This window comes from Thiorhodococcus drewsii AZ1 (assembly GCF_000224065.1).
Classification (GTDB): Bacteria; Pseudomonadota; Gammaproteobacteria; order Chromatiales; family Chromatiaceae; genus Imhoffiella; species Imhoffiella drewsii.
In genome coordinates, this window is the sequence record NZ_AFWT01000013.1 from 107136 (window position 1) to 124726 (window position 17591).

General features: G+C 62.0%; 19 protein-coding genes. 14 read left to right on the forward strand and 5 right to left on the reverse strand.

The annotated features are described in order from the left end of the window. The first annotated feature begins 57 nt into the window (after positions 1-57). From glnL to THIDRDRAFT_RS10820, 3 genes are read left to right on the forward strand one after another with little or no spacing between them, the layout of a single operon-like run. Positions 58-1140 carry a nitrogen regulation protein NR(II) gene (glnL, locus tag THIDRDRAFT_RS10810; RefSeq protein ID WP_007040875.1) on the forward strand — a complete coding sequence of 361 codons (1083 nt, stop codon included), beginning with the start codon at positions 58-60 and terminating at the stop codon, positions 1138-1140. Then, positions 1133-2566 (forward strand): nitrogen regulation protein NR(I), encoded by a 1434-nt coding sequence (ntrC, locus tag THIDRDRAFT_RS10815; RefSeq protein ID WP_007040876.1) that lies wholly within the window; start codon positions 1133-1135, stop codon positions 2564-2566. The genes glnL and ntrC overlap by 8 nt, the downstream gene beginning before the upstream one ends. 39 nt (positions 2567-2605) lie before the next feature. Continuing rightward, positions 2606-3013: a hypothetical protein gene (locus THIDRDRAFT_RS10820; RefSeq protein ID WP_007040877.1), complete on the forward strand. Its 408-nt coding sequence runs from the start codon at positions 2606-2608 to the stop codon at positions 3011-3013. 67 nt (positions 3014-3080) lie between these two features. On the opposite strand, the gene THIDRDRAFT_RS10825 is transcribed toward THIDRDRAFT_RS10820, so the two are convergent. Then, positions 3081-3305, reverse strand: a complete 225-nt coding sequence (locus THIDRDRAFT_RS10825) for a hypothetical protein (RefSeq protein WP_007040878.1) — start codon at positions 3303-3305, stop codon at positions 3081-3083. Positions 3306-3442: 137 nt separating this feature from the next. Between THIDRDRAFT_RS10825 and THIDRDRAFT_RS10830 the strand changes: the two genes are divergently transcribed. Next, positions 3443-3931, forward strand: a complete 489-nt coding sequence (locus tag THIDRDRAFT_RS10830; protein WP_007040879.1) for a tRNA (cytidine(34)-2'-O)-methyltransferase — start codon at positions 3443-3445, stop codon at positions 3929-3931. A gap of 21 nt (positions 3932-3952) precedes the next feature. Here the strand turns inward: THIDRDRAFT_RS10830 and THIDRDRAFT_RS10835 are convergent, their stop codons facing one another. From THIDRDRAFT_RS10835 to THIDRDRAFT_RS10850, 4 genes are all read right to left on the reverse strand, one after another. Next, on the reverse strand, positions 3953-4963 hold the full coding sequence (locus tag THIDRDRAFT_RS10835; protein ID WP_007040880.1) for an NAD(P)H-dependent glycerol-3-phosphate dehydrogenase: 1011 nt from the start codon (positions 4961-4963) through the stop codon (positions 3953-3955). 14 nt (positions 4964-4977) lie between these two features. Continuing rightward, positions 4978-5460, reverse strand: coding sequence for a protein-export chaperone SecB (gene secB, locus THIDRDRAFT_RS10840; protein WP_007040881.1), 483 nt, complete (start codon positions 5458-5460; stop codon positions 4978-4980). A gap of 79 nt (positions 5461-5539) precedes the next feature. After that, complete coding sequence (locus THIDRDRAFT_RS10845; RefSeq protein WP_007040882.1) at positions 5540-5971, reverse strand: rhodanese-like domain-containing protein; 432 nt, start codon at positions 5969-5971, stop codon at positions 5540-5542. 190 nt (positions 5972-6161) lie between these two features. Continuing rightward, complete coding sequence (locus THIDRDRAFT_RS10850; protein WP_007040883.1) at positions 6162-6464, reverse strand: ArsR/SmtB family transcription factor; 303 nt, start codon at positions 6462-6464, stop codon at positions 6162-6164. Between the two features lie 329 nt (positions 6465-6793). Here THIDRDRAFT_RS10850 and THIDRDRAFT_RS10855 point away from each other — a divergent pair, with 329 nt between their 5' ends. The 10 genes from THIDRDRAFT_RS10855 (at position 6794) to THIDRDRAFT_RS10900 (ending at position 17590) form a co-directional block, all read left to right on the forward strand. Continuing rightward, a complete protein-coding gene (locus THIDRDRAFT_RS10855) occupies positions 6794-7942 on the forward strand; it encodes a murein hydrolase activator EnvC family protein (RefSeq protein ID WP_245535823.1) in 1149 nt (382 codons plus the stop codon). Positions 7943-8120: 178 nt separating this feature from the next. Continuing rightward, entirely contained in the window at positions 8121-9452 is a 1332-nt protein-coding gene (locus tag THIDRDRAFT_RS10860) for a S41 family peptidase (protein ID WP_245535824.1), read from the forward strand. 94 nt (positions 9453-9546) lie between these two features. Beyond that, complete coding sequence (locus tag THIDRDRAFT_RS10865) at positions 9547-10101, forward strand: DJ-1 family glyoxalase III (RefSeq protein WP_007040886.1); 555 nt, start codon at positions 9547-9549, stop codon at positions 10099-10101. A gap of 65 nt (positions 10102-10166) precedes the next feature. Further along, entirely contained in the window at positions 10167-11213 is a 1047-nt protein-coding gene (locus THIDRDRAFT_RS10870) for an MraY family glycosyltransferase (protein ID WP_007040887.1), read from the forward strand. Beyond that, complete coding sequence (locus tag THIDRDRAFT_RS10875; protein WP_007040888.1) at positions 11210-13102, forward strand: polysaccharide biosynthesis protein; 1893 nt, start codon at positions 11210-11212, stop codon at positions 13100-13102. Before THIDRDRAFT_RS10870 ends, THIDRDRAFT_RS10875 begins: the two co-directional genes overlap by 4 nt. A gap of 13 nt (positions 13103-13115) precedes the next feature. Beyond that, positions 13116-14948, forward strand: a complete 1833-nt coding sequence (gene gspE, locus THIDRDRAFT_RS10880; RefSeq protein WP_007040889.1) for a type II secretion system ATPase GspE — start codon at positions 13116-13118, stop codon at positions 14946-14948. A 60-nt stretch (positions 14949-15008) separates the two neighbouring features. Continuing rightward, a complete protein-coding gene (locus tag THIDRDRAFT_RS10885; RefSeq protein WP_007040890.1) occupies positions 15009-16217 on the forward strand; it encodes a type II secretion system F family protein in 1209 nt (402 codons plus the stop codon). Positions 16218-16298: 81 nt separating this feature from the next. Next, complete coding sequence (gene gspG, locus THIDRDRAFT_RS10890; RefSeq protein ID WP_007040891.1) at positions 16299-16727, forward strand: type II secretion system major pseudopilin GspG; 429 nt, start codon at positions 16299-16301, stop codon at positions 16725-16727. A gap of 21 nt (positions 16728-16748) precedes the next feature. After that, positions 16749-17201 carry a GspH/FimT family pseudopilin gene (locus THIDRDRAFT_RS10895; RefSeq protein ID WP_007040892.1) on the forward strand — a complete coding sequence of 151 codons (453 nt, stop codon included), beginning with the start codon at positions 16749-16751 and terminating at the stop codon, positions 17199-17201. Continuing rightward, positions 17198-17590 (forward strand): type IV pilus modification PilV family protein, encoded by a 393-nt coding sequence (locus THIDRDRAFT_RS10900; RefSeq protein WP_040844572.1) that lies wholly within the window; start codon positions 17198-17200, stop codon positions 17588-17590. Before THIDRDRAFT_RS10895 ends, THIDRDRAFT_RS10900 begins: the two co-directional genes overlap by 4 nt. Position 17591: the final 1 nt, after the last annotated feature.

A 17591-nucleotide genomic window follows, 5' to 3' on the forward strand; every position in this document is an offset into this window, starting at 1 on the left:
GAAACCGATTGCGTCACAGGACGGCGACGCAGCGAACACCTATCTGGATTACGCTTCATGACGATTCAGCCAACGGTCAGACCGGCCATTGAGAGGATGATTCTGGATCATCTCAACACGGCAGTGATGCTGTTTGACAAGGACTTAACCCTTCAGTATCTCAATCCGGCGACCGAAATTCTGTTTGAGGTCAGTTCGCGCCATCTGATCGGGCAGACGGCAGGCGTGCTCTTGCCTTGTCCTGGAAACCATGCCTTGGAGCGCCTCACCGCCGCGCTGAACTCCCGCCACCCCTTCACCGAGCGGGAGATCAACATCACGGTCGCGGATGGACGCACCAAAACGGTGAACTGCACCGTCCTGCCGCTGCATCATGATGATGCAGGCGATGAGCTGCTGGTCGAACTCTATCAAGTGGACCGCCAACTCCGTATCACCCGCGAGGAGCAATTGCTGACCCAGCATCAGGCAGCGCAGGCCCTGATCAAGGGACTTGCCCACGAGATCAAGAATCCGCTTGGTGGACTGCGTGGAGCGGCTCAACTACTCGAACAGGAGTTGCCAGACCCCGCATTGCGCGAATACACCAGGATCATCATCGAAGAGGCGGATCGGCTCCAGGCGCTGATGAACCGGATGATCGGTCCGAATCGCATGCCGCGTCGCGGAATGCTCAACATTCACGACGTCATCGAGCACGTCCGAGGGCTGCTACTGGCCGAATTTCCGCGTGGCCCCGTGATGCTGCGCGACTATGACCCGAGCATCCCGGATTTCATGGCCGACCAGGACCGTCTGATCCAGGCATTCCTCAATCTCGCCCGCAATGCCGCAGCGGCGGCCGGGCTCGACGGTTGTGTCGAATTCCGAACCCGCGTCCTGCGCCAGTTCACGATCGGCAACCGGCGTCACCGCCTGGTTCTGCTGACCCAGATGCGTGACAACGGGCCGGGAATCCCCGAAGAGATTCGCGATCAGATCTTCTTTCCGATGGTTTCCGGGCGCCAAGGCGGAACCGGTCTTGGCCTGTCCATCGCGCAAGAACTCATCAACCAGCACGGTGGGCTCATCGAATGCGAGAGTTGCCCTGGAGAGACGACCTTTTGTGTCTACCTGCCGCTGGAGTGCGACCATGAATAGAGAACCCAAGGTATGGGTCATCGATGACGATCGCTCGATTCGCTGGGTGCTGGATCGAGCCATGCGCAAGGCCGAGATAAACGTCACCTGCTTTTCCAACGGGGTGGGCGTCATGGAGGCCCTGCAGCAGGAACAACCGGATGTCATCCTCACCGACATCCGTATGCCCGGCGTCGATGGTCTGGATCTGCTGCGCCAGGTCTCCGCCCGCTATCCGGGGCTGCCGGTCATCATCATGACGGCCCACTCCGATCTGGACAGCGCCGTATCGGCCTTTCACGGCGGGGCGTTCGAATATCTGCCAAAGCCGTTCGATCTGGACGAGGCGGTCTCCCAGGTCAGACGGGCCTGTAGACGCGGCCGCGAGGATCGCACCGAGGAGATCAGTGCGCCGAAGGGGCCGGACATCATCGGCGAGGCGCCCGCGATGCAGGACGTCTTCCGCGCCATCGGACGTTTGGCGCGATCCAACATCACGGTCCTCATCAACGGCGAATCCGGCACGGGCAAAGAGTTGGTGGCGCATGCGCTGCATCGTCACAGCCCGCGCAGCGATTGCCCCTTCATCGCGCTGAACATGGCGGCGATCCCGCGCGATCTACTGGAGTCGGAACTTTTCGGTCACGAACGCGGCTCCTTCACCGGCGCCCAGGCGCGTCGAGAGGGACGTTTCGAGCAGGCCGATGGAGGCACGCTGTTCCTCGACGAGATCGGCGACATGCCCGCCGAACTTCAGACGCGCCTACTGCGCGTACTCGCCGATGGCGAATTCTATCGTGTCGGCGGTATCGCCCCCATCAAGGTCGATGTCCGCATCATCGCAGCGACCCATCAGAACCTGGAGGATTTGGTTCGACAGGGCCGTTTTCGCGAAGACCTGTTCCACCGCTTGAACGTGATCCGCATCCATCTTCCCGCGCTACGCGATCGACGCGAGGACGTTCCACTGCTCATGCGTCATTTCCTCGCCCAGGCCGCACAGGAGTTGAGCTGCGAGCCCAAGGTCCTGCTGGCCGACGCGATCGAGCATCTCAAGCGATTGGACTGGCCGGGGAACGTGCGTCAGTTGGAGAATACGGCTCGCTGGGTGACGGTCATGGCATCGAGCAAGCACATCCATTCCGAGGATCTGCCGCCAGAGCTCAACGCCTCCTTTCCCAACCAGGTGGCGGACGAATCCTGGGAGAGCGTCTTTCGACGTTGGGCGAGACAGAGTCTCAAGCAAGGCCGGGAGAATATCCTAGATACAGCATTGCCCGCCTTCGAACAGGTCCTCATTCAGACCGCACTGGAGCATACCGGTGGACGGCGCCAGGAGGCCGCACGCTTGCTCGGATGGGGGCGCAACACCCTGACACGCAAGATCAAGGAACTGGGGCTGGATACGGACAACGAGACGTCCGAGACACTCCCGAACGAACACTGATGTCCAGCACGGTGGGCTGGCACTTTCTGGAGACCGCTATTGGATAACATCAGCATCGAGCTGAAGGGTTCGGAGATCGCAGCGATCGATTGTCGAGAGGGTCTGTTGACCATCGAATTCTCGCGTGCCTATCTGATCAAAACGATGACGGGCTCGAACGAGCGGACACGTTGGTGGCAGGCTGGAAGCCTGATGATCGATGGGGCCGTACTAGAGGGAGACATTCCCGATTGTCCCCTGGTCTGCTCCGGAGGGGATATCGAGGAGAACATCTATACCTACCGAGACATGATCCCCATTCCGCTCGATAGCCGTGGTCACGTTCGATGCGAACTCGGCTTTTCTGGTCGCGAATCCCGTCTCGTCGCAACAGGAACCGCTGTTCGTCTCCTAATGCGCGAGACACCCAAATACATCGAGCATCTCCGCTCGGCCGGGAGCGCATGACCCGATCCCCATTCCGATAACGAAGAACCCGCGCCTCGGCGCGGGTTCTTCGTTTCGCTCACCTCGCTTAGAAGCGGGCGGAGCCGACGATCTCATGGGCGAGATCCACGACCCGAGTGGCCATCTCCTGATACTCCTGACGGTAGTCCGCCAGCAACCCATCGGTCGATGCCCAGTAGTCCTTTCCTGAGACGCCGTTCTCGTGCTCGAAATCGATAAATTTCTTCTGCATTTCGAGCATTTTATCGATCAGTTCTTGCTTTTCTTGTTTCAGCGCCGCGATATCGGTCATGGATGTGTCCCCCATCATGAATAAACCGAAGATGCAAGGCAGTTTCGGTAGATACGGATTTTTTAATATATCATGGGACTCGGAAAAACAGTCAACTCAAAGACATCGCATCCCGAACGAGCCCGTCCCTGCATCCCATGTTCGATATCATCCTCTACCAGCCGGAAATTCCGCCCAATACCGGCAACATCATGCGTTTGAGCGTCAATGTCGGAGCCCGTCTGCACCTGACTCGACCGCTCGGTTTTTCGCTCGACGATCGACTGCTGCGCAGGGCGGGATTGGATTATCGCGAATGGGCGGATGTGCGGCTGCATGACTCGCTCGACGTCTGTCTCGAACAGATCGGTCCGTCGCGCATCTTCGCCGCAACGACGCGAGGGACGGTCGCCCATACGGAGCCGACCTATCGGGAGGGAGATGCCTTTCTGTTCGGACCCGAGACGCGGGGTCTACCCAGCGAGATTCTTGAGGGGATTGCTGGCGACCAGCGGCTCTATATCCCGATGCGTCCGGACAACAGAAGCCTGAACCTCTCGAACTCGGTCGCGGTGATCTTGTTCGAGGCCTGGCGTCAGCTTGGGTTCGAGGGGGCGGGGCGACGTCCGGAGCGCGTGACGCCCTGATCGAGCGTCACGGATCCGATCTCAGCCGAACTCGGGTTTCGGGTCGCGTTCCAGCAGCGCCTTGGTGGCCTGTTCCGGCGAGATCCCATCGTAGAGAACCCGGTAGACCTGCTCGCTGATCGGCATCTCGATGCCGAGCCGCTCCGAGAGTCGATGAATGGCCAGCGCGGTCACGACTCCCTCGACCTCCTGACCGATCTCGGACTTCGCCTGCTCGATCCCCTTGCCGCTCGCGAGGGCCAAACCCATGCGCCGATTGCGCGATTGGTTATCGGTGCAGGTCAGGACCAGATCGCCGATTCCGGCGAGCCCCATGAAGGTTTCGGTCTGGCCGCCGAGCGCCGTTCCAACCCGAATGAGTTCGGCGAGCCCGCGCGTGATGATCGCCGCCCGGGTGTTGGCGCCAAAGCCAAGTCCGTCGGCAATACCGGTCGCGATGGCGAGCACGTTCTTGGCGGCACCGCACATTTCGACACCGACCATGTCCGAGCTCGTATAGGCACGGAAGCGCTCGCCGTGAAGCAGTAAGGCGATCCGCTCGGCAAAGGTTTCGGACGAGGAGGCGACCGTGATGGCCGTGGGCAGACCACGCGCGACCTCCAGCGCGAAGCTGGGACCGGACGCGACGGCAACCGGGCGATCACCGAGGCAGGCTCGGGCGATTGTATGCAGCAACTGGCCGGAGCGCGAATCCAGCCCCTTGGTCGCCCAAGCGACTCCCATATCCTGAGGTAACCGCTCGGCGAGGGTCGAGGCGACCGACTCGAAGGCCAGGCTGGGAACCACGACCAGACAATCGGTCGCATCCGAGAGCGCTTCGTCGAGCGAATCGGTTGGAATCAGATCCGGGGGCAGAGGAAAGCCCGGTAGGAACTGCCGATTCTCGCCGTCACGCCGGATGGCTTCGATCTGAGCGGTCTCATGTCCCCACAAACGGACCCGATGGCCGTTGCGGCAGAGTTGGAGAGCCAGGGCGGTTCCCCAGGAACCTGGCCCCAGCAGCGCGACTGTCGCCTTCGTCGAGCCGTTCACGCCGCCCCCTTCGTTCAATGGTGGCTCGGCTGAGCGCCGCCGGCCTGGCCCTGCTCCGCAGCCTGCTTCTGATGCTGAGCGTAGAGCAGGTCGAAGTTCACATGCTGAAGGACCAGCTGCGGATAGCTGCCCTTCACGACCAGATCCGTCACCACTTCACGTGCATAGGGGAAGAGCAGGGTTGGGCAATAGGCGCCGAGCAGCGGTCCCATTTCTTCCTCGGAGAAACCGTTGGCGCTGAAGATACCGGCCTGCTGCACCTCGACGACGAAGGCGACCTTGTCATCGACCTTCGCATTGACCGTCACGGACAGCACCACCTCGAAGATGTTGTTATCGAGCGGATTGACCTTGGTATTGAGATTCATCTCATGCTTCGGATTCCACTCGCCACGAAAGACCTGGGGAGCGTTCGGAGACTCGAAGGAGACGTCCTTGGTGTAGATGCGCTGAACGGAAAACTGACGCTCTGCGGATGGCTGTTCGTTTTCTGCCATGTTTCGATGTCCTGGTTTCTGTGAGAGTAGATGTTTCCGGTGAAATCGAGGGCGAGGAAATGTCCGAGGCGGACCGTCGTCAACGCTTCTTCTTGGTCAGGGGCAGACTCGCTGTCTCCCACGCCATGATGCCGCCCTGGAGGTTGTAGACCTCCTGGAAACCCGCCTTGCGAAGCTGACCGCAGGCAACCGAGGATTGAGACCCGGACCGGCAGTTCACGATGATGGGGCGACCCTTGTATTTGGTCAGGGTGGCCATCTGGTTCTTGAACCCGTTCATCGGGATGTTGATGGCGTTGATGACGTGGCCCTGGGCGAAATCGGCAGCGGGACGCACGTCGATGACGACCGCGTCCTTGTGATTCATCATCTCGGTGGCCTGCAGGGGACCTACGGATCCCTTGCTGCCGACGATCAGATTGTAGATCAGCAGCCCGGCGATCACGACCAACGCCACAAAGAGAAACCAATGATTTCCGACGAATTCAATGAGCTGATTCAATAGCGCCATGTTGATGCTGTCTCGTTACAGGTAGCTTAGCGGCCCGCATCGATGAAGGCAGCGACGGAGCACGATGGAAAATCGCGCTCGCGTCCACGTCCCCCGGTGATACGCAAGGCCGAGCGTATTCTAAAGGCGCTGAAGTATAAGGACCGCGAGAACGGGCGTCACCCCGCCGCGACGGCGCAAGCGGGGAAATCTAGCGCGTGTGATGACAGAAGACCTCACGCATCATCCCGATCAGGCGTAGCGTTCGACCGTCGCTCACGCGATAGTAGACGCGATTGGCGTCCTTTCGCGATGCCAGGATGCCTTTGTCGCGCAGAATGGCCAGATGCTGAGAGATGTTGCTCTGTGACGTCCCAACGTGTCCCACGATTTCCTGGACGCTGATCTCCTGATCGCCCAAGGTGCAGAGGATTTTCAGTCGCAACGGATGCGACATCGCCTTGAGCGACCGCGAGGCTCGCTCGATGTCGGCGTCGTCCGCAAACAAATCCATCGCCTCGCTGTCCGTTGCCGAAAGGTTCAAAATCGGGCGTGGAGGATGGTTCACGTCATTACCCATTGAATCGCATCTGATCGACTTATCACCATACAATAATAAACTTTTTTCCGCTCGCCCGCGAAAGCGTTCGCGTCGGGGCTTGACTCTGGCACGATCCAAGTATCAACGAGGATCCATCGAGCGCAGAAGATCTGGAGCTTATCGCGATGCGCAATGCCGCCGATTCCCGACGCAGGACCCAAGCCCGGCTGCGACGCCCCTCAGGCCAGAATCGCTTCTTCCATCCGCGATGTGCTGTCCAGTTCCCGCGACGACTCCTCATCTTGGCCGTCTCTCTGTGTGTCTGCTCGGCAACCTTTGCGGAGGACCGCGATCCGAGCCTGGAGGCACGTCAGCGAAATCTGATGGATATCGAACGCAAAGTGGAGTCCATCGGCAAGGACTTGATCAGTCGTCGAGAGGATCGACGCGCCATGATTCTGGAGCTGGAGGCCCGTGAGCGCAACGTCGCCGAACTCGCCCTAGCGAATCGCGAGCTCCAGCGTCTCGTCGCCGAGCACACTCGGATCGCAGCCGAGCTGCGGGCACGCCAAGCGGAGGAGCGCCAGGCCCTCGACGAGCAATTGGTCCTGCTGGCCGAGCTCGTGCGCACCGCCTACGTCATGGGACGCGCCGATCGCTTGAGGCTTTTGCTCAATCAGCAGGATCCGGCCGAAGCCAGTCGCGTCATGTCCTATTTCGCCTATTTCAACCGCGAGCGCATGAAGCGCATCCAGGCCGTACAGGAATCGGCCGACCGTCTTGCCCGACTGGCTCGGGACGCAGAGGAGGAGGCCAAGCGGCTCGCCAAGCTCGCCAAGAGCCAGGAGGCGACTCGTCAGCGACTGGAGGTCGCCAAACAAGAACGCGCCAGGGTCCTGAAACAACTGGAAGCGACCATTGCCAGCCGCTCCGAAACCTTGGAGACGCTCAAGAAGGATGCCGAGTCGCTCAAACGCCTGATCGAGCATCTGCGTCAACGCGCCCAGATCCGGGCCGAGCTGGACATTCGCCGCGAGCCCTTCGCGAAGCGCAAGGGCAGACTGCCCTGGCCGCTGCTCGAAGGCCGAATCGTCGCCTCCTTCGGCAGCCGCAAGGAGGACTCCGAGGTCGCTTGGGACGGCGTTCTGCTCGCGGCTCGGGAGGGCGAAGAGGTTCGCGCGGTCAGCGGCGGGCGCGTCGTCTATGCCGATTGGCTGCGGGGTTTTGGCCTATTGCTGGTCATCGACCATGGAGATGGTTTCATGACACTCTACGGCCACAACGAGGCGTTGATGCGCGAGGTGGGCGAGTGGGTCTCCGGCGGTGACATCATCGCCTTGGGAGGAAACAGCGGGGGCCGGAGCAAAGCGGTACTCTATTTCGCCATCCGCCGTCAGGGGAAGCCGCAGGACCCGGCACAATGGTGCACCGGCTCCGGAACCCATAGCTGATCACGGACGTCGAGGCGCGGGGACATTTGTCCCCAATCAGGGTCCAAGGCGAAACCTACCACGCACTGTCGAGGCGATTGAAAACATGCGATCCTTCGCCACCATCTCGATGTGTCGCAGCCGATCGGTCCATCCGGGATGGTACCGGGACTGCGAACTCGCCTCATATCCACAGCCCATGCACAGACTCCAGAACATCATGATGCGTCGTCATTTTGCCCAACGCCTCTGTTTCGCAGCCTTCCTGTTGGTCGGGCTGCCCCTCTCCCATGCCGAGGAATCCACGCCTGCCAAGTCTCAATCGGATGCCGATCTGCCGCTCGAAGCGCTGCGCTCCTTCGCGGACGTCTTCGGCCGCATCAAGGACGATTATGTCGAACCGGTCGATGACAAAACGCTGATCGAGAGCGCGATTCGAGGCATGCTGTCCGGGCTCGACCCCCATTCGTCCTATCTCGACGCCGACGCCTACCGAGATCTCCAGGTCGGAACGACCGGCGAGTTCGGAGGGCTTGGAATCGAGGTCGGGCTGGAAAATGGATTCGTCAAAGTGATCGCCCCGATCGACGACACGCCAGCACAGCGCGCGGGTCTGCAGGCGGGAGACATGATCATCCGCATCGACGACAAGCCGATCAAGGGACTGGGCCTCGACGAGGCGGTCAAACTGATGCGCGGCAAGCCGGGCACCAAGATCCAACTGACCATCATGCGCGGGACCAATCAGTCTCCGTTCGACGTCAGCATCGAGCGAGCGATTATCCAGGTCGAGAGCGTGAAGAGTCGCATGCTGGAGCCGGGATATGGCTATGTTCGCCTGACCAACTTCCAGGCGCATACCTCTGATGACATGCAGAAGGCCCTGACCGCGCTGGTGAAGTCCAACGAGGGACCGCTCAAGGGGCTGATCCTCGACCTTCGCAACAATCCGGGCGGCGTACTGAGTGGCGCGGTCGGCGTCAGCGACGCCTTCCTGACCGAGGGGCTCATCGTCTACACCCAGGGGCGGGTGAAGAACAGCAAGATGCAGTTCGATGCCGGACCGGATGACGTCCTCGACGGCGCACCCCTCGTGGTGCTGGTGAACGGCGGCAGCGCTTCGGCCTCGGAGATCGTCGCCGGCGCGTTGCAGGACCAAAAACGGGCCATCATCATGGGCACCCGAACCTTCGGCAAGGGCTCGGTGCAGACGATCGTTCCCATTGACGACAGCACTGCGCTCAAGCTGACGACCGCGCGCTACTACACCCCGTCCGGACGCTCCATCCAGGCGCAGGGTATCGAACCGGACATCGTTCTCCAGCCAGGCGAGTTCAAGCCGATCGAAAACGCCACGCTGAAACCCGTCAAGGAGGCCGATCTGATGCGTCACCTCGAGGAAGAAAAGCCGGATGAGGCGAAATCCGGGGAGGAGCAACCCAAGCCCCTTGCGATCGACGACTTCCAGCTCTCCGAGGCGCTCAACGTGCTCAAGGGGTTGACCATCCTCGGACACTCGAAAACCGACTGATCCGTGCGGACGGCTGACGCGGATTTCAGAGCGCGTCGGTCGGCCAATCCGACAGCCGTTAACTCATTCATTTCGATTCATTTGGAGACCTCTGATGCCAAAGGTACTCGTTCCGCTCGCTCAGGGATGCGAAGAACTCGAAGCCGTGACCATCATCGATCTACTGCGTCGCGCCGAGGTGGAGGTCGTTACCGCAGGACTGACCGATGAGCCGGTGACGGCCAGCCGAGGAACCGTTCTGATCGCGGACACCAGCCTAGACGCCGTTCTGGATCAGGACTTCGACATGATCGTTTTGCCGGGCGGACTTCCCGGCGCGACCCACCTTCAGGAGGATGCTCGGGTGAGCGACCTGTTGCGCCGCCAGCAGGCCCAGGACCGCTACGTCGCCGCCATCTGCGCGGCGCCTCGCGTGTTCGCCGCTACGGGATTGCTCGAAGGCAAGACCGCAACCGCCTACCCCGGGGCCTTGGTGGCCGACGACGTGCCGGGAACCCGGCTGACCGATGCACCCGTGGAGGTCGACGGCAAGGTGGTGACCAGTCGCGGACCGGGGACCGCCATGGATTTCGCACTTCAGCTCGTCGAAATTCTGCAAGGGCGCGCCACGCGCGACAGCGTCGAGCGCGACCTGTCTCGAAACACCTGAGATGAGCGGCGTGAATCCATCATGACCGCCCCCCTGTCGGCGGCCGGAAACGCAGATCCGACGCCATGATCGCATCACCCTGGATATTGATCGCCGCGTCCGCGATTTCGCTGCTGTCGAGCCTGACCGCGACCCGCTGGCTTTGTTCGGACCAGGCCGCACGGCGTGGTCCCATGGACCATCCAAACGCGCGTTCATTGCATGTGCGTCCGGTTCCGCGAACCGGAGGATTAGCCCTGCTCCTCGGGTTGGTCATTCCGCTTCTGGCATTGGGCCTCTGGGAGCCGATCGCGCCTGAGCTTCTTTGGCTGGGCGGTGCCCTGCTCATGGTCGCGGGCGTGTCCTTTCTCGACGACCTGGGCGAGGTCCCGGCGGCCGGACGGCTGGTCGTTCATCTGCTGGCGGCCGTCCTTGTGCTGCTCGCCGGAATGGGGTGGAGTCATCTGGATCTGCCAGGGACGCGGATCTTTTGGTCCATCTGGATCACAGTCCCGGCGACCCTGCTGTATCTGGTCTGGATGATCAACCTTTACAACTTCATGGATGGCATGGATGGGCTTGCCGCCGGCATGGCGGTCTTCGGGTTTTCGGCGTTCGGTATCCTGGGGTTGATCGGCGGAGAGCCGCAGTTCGCACTCGTCGCCTTCTGCGTCGCGGGTGCGGCGGCCGGATTCGGGATCCTGAACTTTCCTCCCGCCTCCATCTTCCTCGGCGACGTCGGATCCTCGAGTCTCGGTCTGCTGGCTGCGGGTCTATCGTTGTGGGGCGTCCAGCTCGCGCTCTTTCCGATCTGGACCGCCTGGCTGGCTTTCTCGCCATTCATCGTCGATGCGACCTGGACCCTGTTGGCACGTGCCTGGCGCCGCGAGCGCATTTGGGAGCCGCATCGCTCGCATCATTATCAGCGCCTCGTCCTGTCCGGCTGGACCCATCGCAGGACCCTATTGCGCGCCTACGTGCTGATGGCCGCCTCGGCCGCCTGCGCGGTCGCCTCTCCCAGACTCGCCGAACGAGAGCAATGGATGCTGATCGTGGCCTGGGCCGTCATCTACCTACTCATCCATCTCCGGGTGCGATCCAGCGTCCCTGGTTCGGCACTGGATCGGCCATGAATCCACTCGTCGATCGGCTGCGCTCGCGCACCGCCGCCTTCACTCACGACTTCATCAGCATTCCGGTCGCCTGGTTCCTCGCCTATTGGCTGAGGTTCAATCTGGACCAAATTCCGCCCGAGTTCATCACCAGCGCATGGCATTCCTTGCCCTGGGTCTTGCTGATCCAGGGATCCATGTGCTGGATCTTCGGTCTCTATCGGGGGGTGTGGCGCTTCGCATCGCTTCCGGACCTGGTTCGTATCACCAAGGCGGTGTCGGCCGGCACCCTGCTGGTCGTGGTCACGCTCTTCCTGGTGGACCGATCCACCCATATCCCGCGCTCGGTCCCAGCCATTTATTTCGGGCTGCAACTCATGATGCTGGCAGGCCCAAGGCTGATTTACCGATGGATGAAAGATCATCGGCTCAATCTGTCCTCCGGTCAGCGGGTGCTCATCATCGGGGCCGGGCGCGACGGCGACATGCTCGCCCGGGATATGATGCGCGATCCGTATCGCGCCTATTTCCCGGTCGGTTTCGTCGACGACAAGTTGCGCCGTCAGGGCAGCGAGGTCCAGGGATTGCCAGTGCTCGGCTCGACGTCGAAGATCCCTGAAATCGTTCGCGAAGAGGGCATCGATCTACTGATGTTGGCCCTGCCTAACGCGACGGCTCTCGAGATGCGCCGCCTGGTCGAGCTCTGCGAACAGACCGGTCTACCCTTTCGCATCCTGCCTCAGCTGCGCGCGCTCATGAACGGGCAGCTCGACATGAGCCAGTTGAGGCCGGTCTCGATCGAGGACCTGCTAGGACGCGATCCCGTCCGGCTCGATTGGCCCGAAATCCGCGTAGGCCTGGCCGGCAAACGGATCCTCATCACGGGTGCCGGCGGTTCGATCGGCTCCGAACTGGTGCGCCAGATCGCCCGCAGCGATCCGGCCCGACTGATCCTGATCGACAATGGGGAATTCAATCTCTATCGCATCGAAATGGAGCTGCTGGAGACGCACCCCGATCTTGAATTCTCCCGCCACCTGCTCGACGTGACCGACGCCCAAGCGATTCGCCACCTGTTCGAGTCCGAGCGTCCAGCCACCGTCTTCCACGCGGCGGCCTACAAGCATGTTCCGCTGTTGGAGAATCAGCTACGGGCCGCGATCCGCAACAACGTGATGGGGACCCAAGTCGTCGCCGAGGCCGCAGCGGCCCATGGCTGCGAGCGCTTCGTCCTCATCTCGACCGACAAGGCGGTTAATCCAGCCAACGTCATGGGGGCGAGCAAACGGATCGCGGAGTCCATCTGCCAGGCACTGGACGGAGGTTCCGAATGCCGCTTCATCACGGTGCGCTTCGGCAATGTCCTGGGCTCGGCCGGCAGCGTCGTCCCCCTGTTCCGGCGCCAGATCGAGCAGGGCGGCCCCGTCACGGTCACCCATCCGGACATCGAGCGTTTCTTCATGACCATTCCGGAGGCCTGCCAGCTCATCATGCAGTCGGCCGTGATCGGCGACGGCGGCGAGATCTTCGTGCTGGACATGGGCGAGCCCATCAAGATCCGTTATCTTGCCGAACAAATGATCCGGCTCTCGGGACGCGAGCCCGATCTGGACGTCCAAATCCACTACGTCGGCCTGCGCCCAGGCGAGAAGCTCTACGAAGAGCTCTTCTACGCCTCGGAGGAGCTGGTCCCCACGCGTCACCCCAAGATCCGCGCCGCGCGGCACACGGATGGCCCCTCGGGTACCGAACTCACCGAGGGACTGGACACCTTGCGGACCGCAGCCGACCTATTCGACCATGAGGCGATGCTCATCGCCTTGAACCGCTTGCTACCTTGCTGGTCGAAGGAGCCGGACCCCAAAAGTCCACCGATCCAATCCGCCGGACTCACCACAGAAGACGCCTGATCCAAGATCGAACATGGATACCAATCCCGCCCAAGATGCTCTTCTGAGCGAAGACACCCCAGTCATTCGGGGCCTCCGCGACAAACCGGACGAGGCGATACAGGAATCGCCCGAACGGACGATGGAGGACATCGACGACCCCCAAGCGGGTTCGGCCGGGGACGATCTGCGATCCGCCGAGGCCCGTGTGCTCGCCCACCTCCAGGCTCAGAGCAAGATCACGGCAGGGGATCTCGGACGCGCTCGCCGTCTGGCCGATGACGCCGGCGATCCGCTCGTCCCCATGTTGGTGCGTCTGGGTCTGATCTCGGAGCGTGACATGGCGCGCGCGATTTCGGAAATTCTCGGCATCCCGCTCGTCGAGTCGAGCGGCTTTCCGAGCGAGCCCGTGCGCGAGGATCTCTTCTCGCTGCGCTTCCTCAAGGACGCCCGGATCCTGCCGCTGAACGAGGATGACGACGCCATCCGAATCGCCATCGCCAATCCGCTCGACGACTACGCCCTGGCCGCGATCGGCATGGCTGCCGGAAAGGCGGTCTCTCCGCTGGTGGGGCTGCCGACCGAGATCGAGTCGGCGATCGAGCAGCTCTACGAAAAGATTGAGGAGGAACCGGCAGAGACCGAATCCGAGTTCGGCGATTTCGACGAGGAAGATATCGAGCACCTCAAGGATCTGGCCAGCGAGGCGCCGGTGATCCGTATGGTCAACCAATTGATCCAGAAGGCGGTGGAATCGCGCGCCTCGGACATCCACGTCGAGCCGTTCGCCGATGTCTTGAAGGTGCGCTACCGGGTCGACGGCATCCTCAACGAGGTCGACGCCCCGCCGGTACGTTCCACTGCCGCCGTGATCTCGCGCGTCAAGATCATGGCCAAGCTCAACATCGCCGAGCGTCGCCTGCCCCAGGATGGACGCATCCCGATCCGCATCCAGGGCAAGGACCTCGACCTGCGTGTCTCGACCGTCCCTACCATGTTCGGCGAGAGCGTGGTGATGCGTCTGCTCGACAAGGAAAACGTCCGCTTCGACCTGGACGCGCTCGGTTTCGATGGCCCGCCACGCCAGAGTCTCGCCGAAATCCTGGAGCGTCCCTACGGCATTCTCCTCGTCACCGGGCCGACCGGCTCGGGCAAGAGCACCACGCTCTACACCGCGCTCAGCCGGCTCAATACCGAGGCGCGCAAGATCATCACCGTCGAGGATCCGGTCGAATACCAGCTGCCCGGCATCAATCAGATCCAGGTCAAGTCTGCGATCGGTATGACCTTCGCCGGGGCGCTGCGCGCCATCATGCGCCAAGACCCGGACATCATCATGGTCGGCGAGATGCGCGACCTGGAGACGGCTCGCATCGCGGTCCAATCCGCGCTGACCGGTCACATCGTGCTCTCCACGCTGCATACCAACGACGCCGCCAGCGGGGTCACGCGTCTGCTCGACATGGGCGTCGAGGATTATCTGCTCACCTCCACCATCAACGGCATCCTGGCGCAGCGCCTGGTTCGCCGTCTGTGTCCGCACTGTCGCGCGCCCTACCCAGCGGTCCCCGAGCTGGCCGAGCGCTTCGGGCACCTGCACAGCGATTCCGAGCCTCTGGAGCTGTTCCGCGCGGTCGGCTGCGATGCCTGCAACGGTACGGGCTACCACGGTCGGTTGGTCATCACCGAGGTGCTGACCATGTCGGATCGCATCCGCAAGGCCGTGCTGGCCCATGCCACCGCGACAGAGATCCGCCAGATCGCCATGACCGAGGGCATGGTGAGCATGTATCAGGACGGATTGCGCAAGGCGCTCGACGGCCGAACCACCATCGAAGAGGTATTGCGCGTGGCCGAGGGCAATTGATGATGAGGATGATCGTCGAAACACACCTGCCCGGTTGCCACCCATCACCAGAGACGCGGGATGCCGAAGTTTTTCTATAAGGCCGTGAAACTCGACGGAGAGGCCGTCGAGGGCGAGGTCGAGGTCGCCGACGAGGCAACCCTGATCCGCCAACTCCAGGGACAGGGGCTGATCCCCATCGAGACCCGCACCAACCGAGGACTTCGGGCGCGTTTCGGTCGAACCCGTCGCCGTCGACTCAGTCAGAAGGAAACCGGGATCATCACGCGCGAGCTGGCAACCCTGCTGGAGGCCGGGATGACACTCGACCGTTCTTTGCAGATCCTGATCGACCTGACTCAGGAATCGCACATCGTCCGCGTCCTGAACGATCTGCAGGAGCGGGTACGCGGCGGCGCGACCTTTTCGAGCGCACTGGAGGCCCAGGACGGACAGTTCCCCAAGCTCTATGTCAACATGGTCCGGGCCGGAGAGGCCGGTGGGGCCCTGGATCAGGTGTTGGATCGTCTCGCCGACTATCTGGAACGCGTCGCCGAGCTGCGTCAGACCGTGACCTCCGCGCTGGTCTATCCGGCCATCCTACTGTTCGTCTCCGGACTCTCGGTCATCATGCTGCTGGTGTTCGTGGTGCCGCAGTTCACAGTCCTGTTCGACGACATGGGCGCGGCCCTGCCGCTGTCGACCCAGATCGTGGTGGCGGCCGGAGACCTCTTTCGCAACTACTGGTGGGCCATGCTGTGCGCGATCGCCTTGATCGCCGTGCTCATCGAACGTTGGCTGCAGAACCCACGGGTCCGCGACCGCTTCGACGACAAGGTGCTGAAACTTCCGATGTTCGGCGATCTGGTTTGGAAGATGGAGACGGCGCGGCTGTGCCATACACTCTCGACGCTGCTGAAGAACGGCCTGCCGCTGCTTAACGCCTTAACCCTCGCCAAGGAGGTGGTTTCCAATCGCAAGCTCTTGGGTCTCCTCAACGAGGCGAGCGAGGAACTCAAGCATGGCCGAGGTCTTGCCGGTCCGCTCGCACGGCTGGAGGCACTCCCTGATCTAGCCCTACAGATGATCCGCGTCGGGGAGGAATCGGGTAGCCTGGACGCCATGCTCGCTAAAGTGGCCTCCATCTACGACCGGGAAAGCCGGAACAGCGTCCAAAGCATGCTGACGCTGCTGGAGCCAATACTCATCATCGGTCTCGGCGTCATCGTCGCTGGCATCATCATTTCCATTCTCATGGCCATCCTCGGGGCGAACGATCTGGTCTTCTGATCCAATCGTCCCATCGCTTGGCCACCGACGGCCGGCACCCTAAAATGCCGGCCCAAAATCAACGGATATCGAGGCAATAAGATGCGCTCCAACCACTCTCGTCGCGCGAAAGGTTTCACTCTGGTCGAACTGCTCGTCGTATTGGCCATCCTGGGTCTGCTGGCCGGTCTGGTCGGTCCACAGGTCATGAAATTCCTTGGCACCTCGAAAACCAAGACCGCTAAGCTGCAGATCGACGATCTGTCCTCGACGCTCGATCTCTACCGTCTGGAGCTGGGTCGCTATCCGACCGAGTCAGAGGGACTGAAGGCCCTGGTCGAGAATCCGGGCAACATGTCCAACTGGAACGGCCCCTATCTGAAGAAGGGCGAGGTGCCCAAGGATCCCTGGGGCACCGAGTTCCAGTACCGTTTCCCGGGCGAGCACGGCAGCTTCGATATCTGGTCGCTCGGCGCGGACAACCGCGAGGGCGGCGAGGGCGAGAACGCCGACGTCAAGAGTTGGGAATGATGGTCATCTGGATACCCTGACGTGCGCTGGTCCAACCGCGGTTTCACCCTGGTCGAACTGCTGGTCGTAATGGCCATCGCGGCCCTCATGATGACTGCGGTTCCATCGCTCTTCTCCGCCGCCATGCCGGGTCTCGAAATGAAATCCGCTGCCCGGCGGACTGCGGCGACCCTGCGGCTTGCAAGAGAGACGGCCATCCGTCAGGGGACGGATGCCGCCTTGCTCGTCGATCTGGAAAATCATCGGCTCGATCTTCAGGGATACCGCAGCCTGGTCCTGCCCAAGCGGCTCTCGATCCGGTTGGAGGCCGCCAGCAGCGAGATGCTGGACGACCAGCACGGGGTGATTCGCTTCTTTCCGGACGGCAGCTCGACCGGCGGCCGGATCCTCATCCTGCATGAGGATCACGGCTATCAGGTCGGGGTGACCTGGCTCACCGGACGGATCCAGTTGGCGCCCTGGGAGGCGAAATGAGGATGCGCGCTCAGCGCGGCTTCTCGCTGTTGGAGGTGCTGGTGGCTTTCGCCATCCTGGCCATCTCGCTCGGCGTTCTGATGCAGATCTTCTCGCGTTCGACTCTGACCGCCGTCACCACGTCGCAATACAGTCAGGCGGCCTCGCTCGCCGAGTCGCTGCTGCAGGACGTGGGAATCGATATCCCGCTGACCGAGGGCGCGACCTCGGACCGCTCGGAGGATGGATTCGACTGGGAGGTCACCATCGTGCGCGTCGAATTCAACGAGGACGCCTTTCTCGATCCGCCCGCCACGCCCTATCGCGTCAATGCGACCGTCCTCTGGAACGACGCCGGACGCGCGCGTCATCTGACGCTCTCGACCCTGCGTCTCGGCGAGAAGCTCTGAC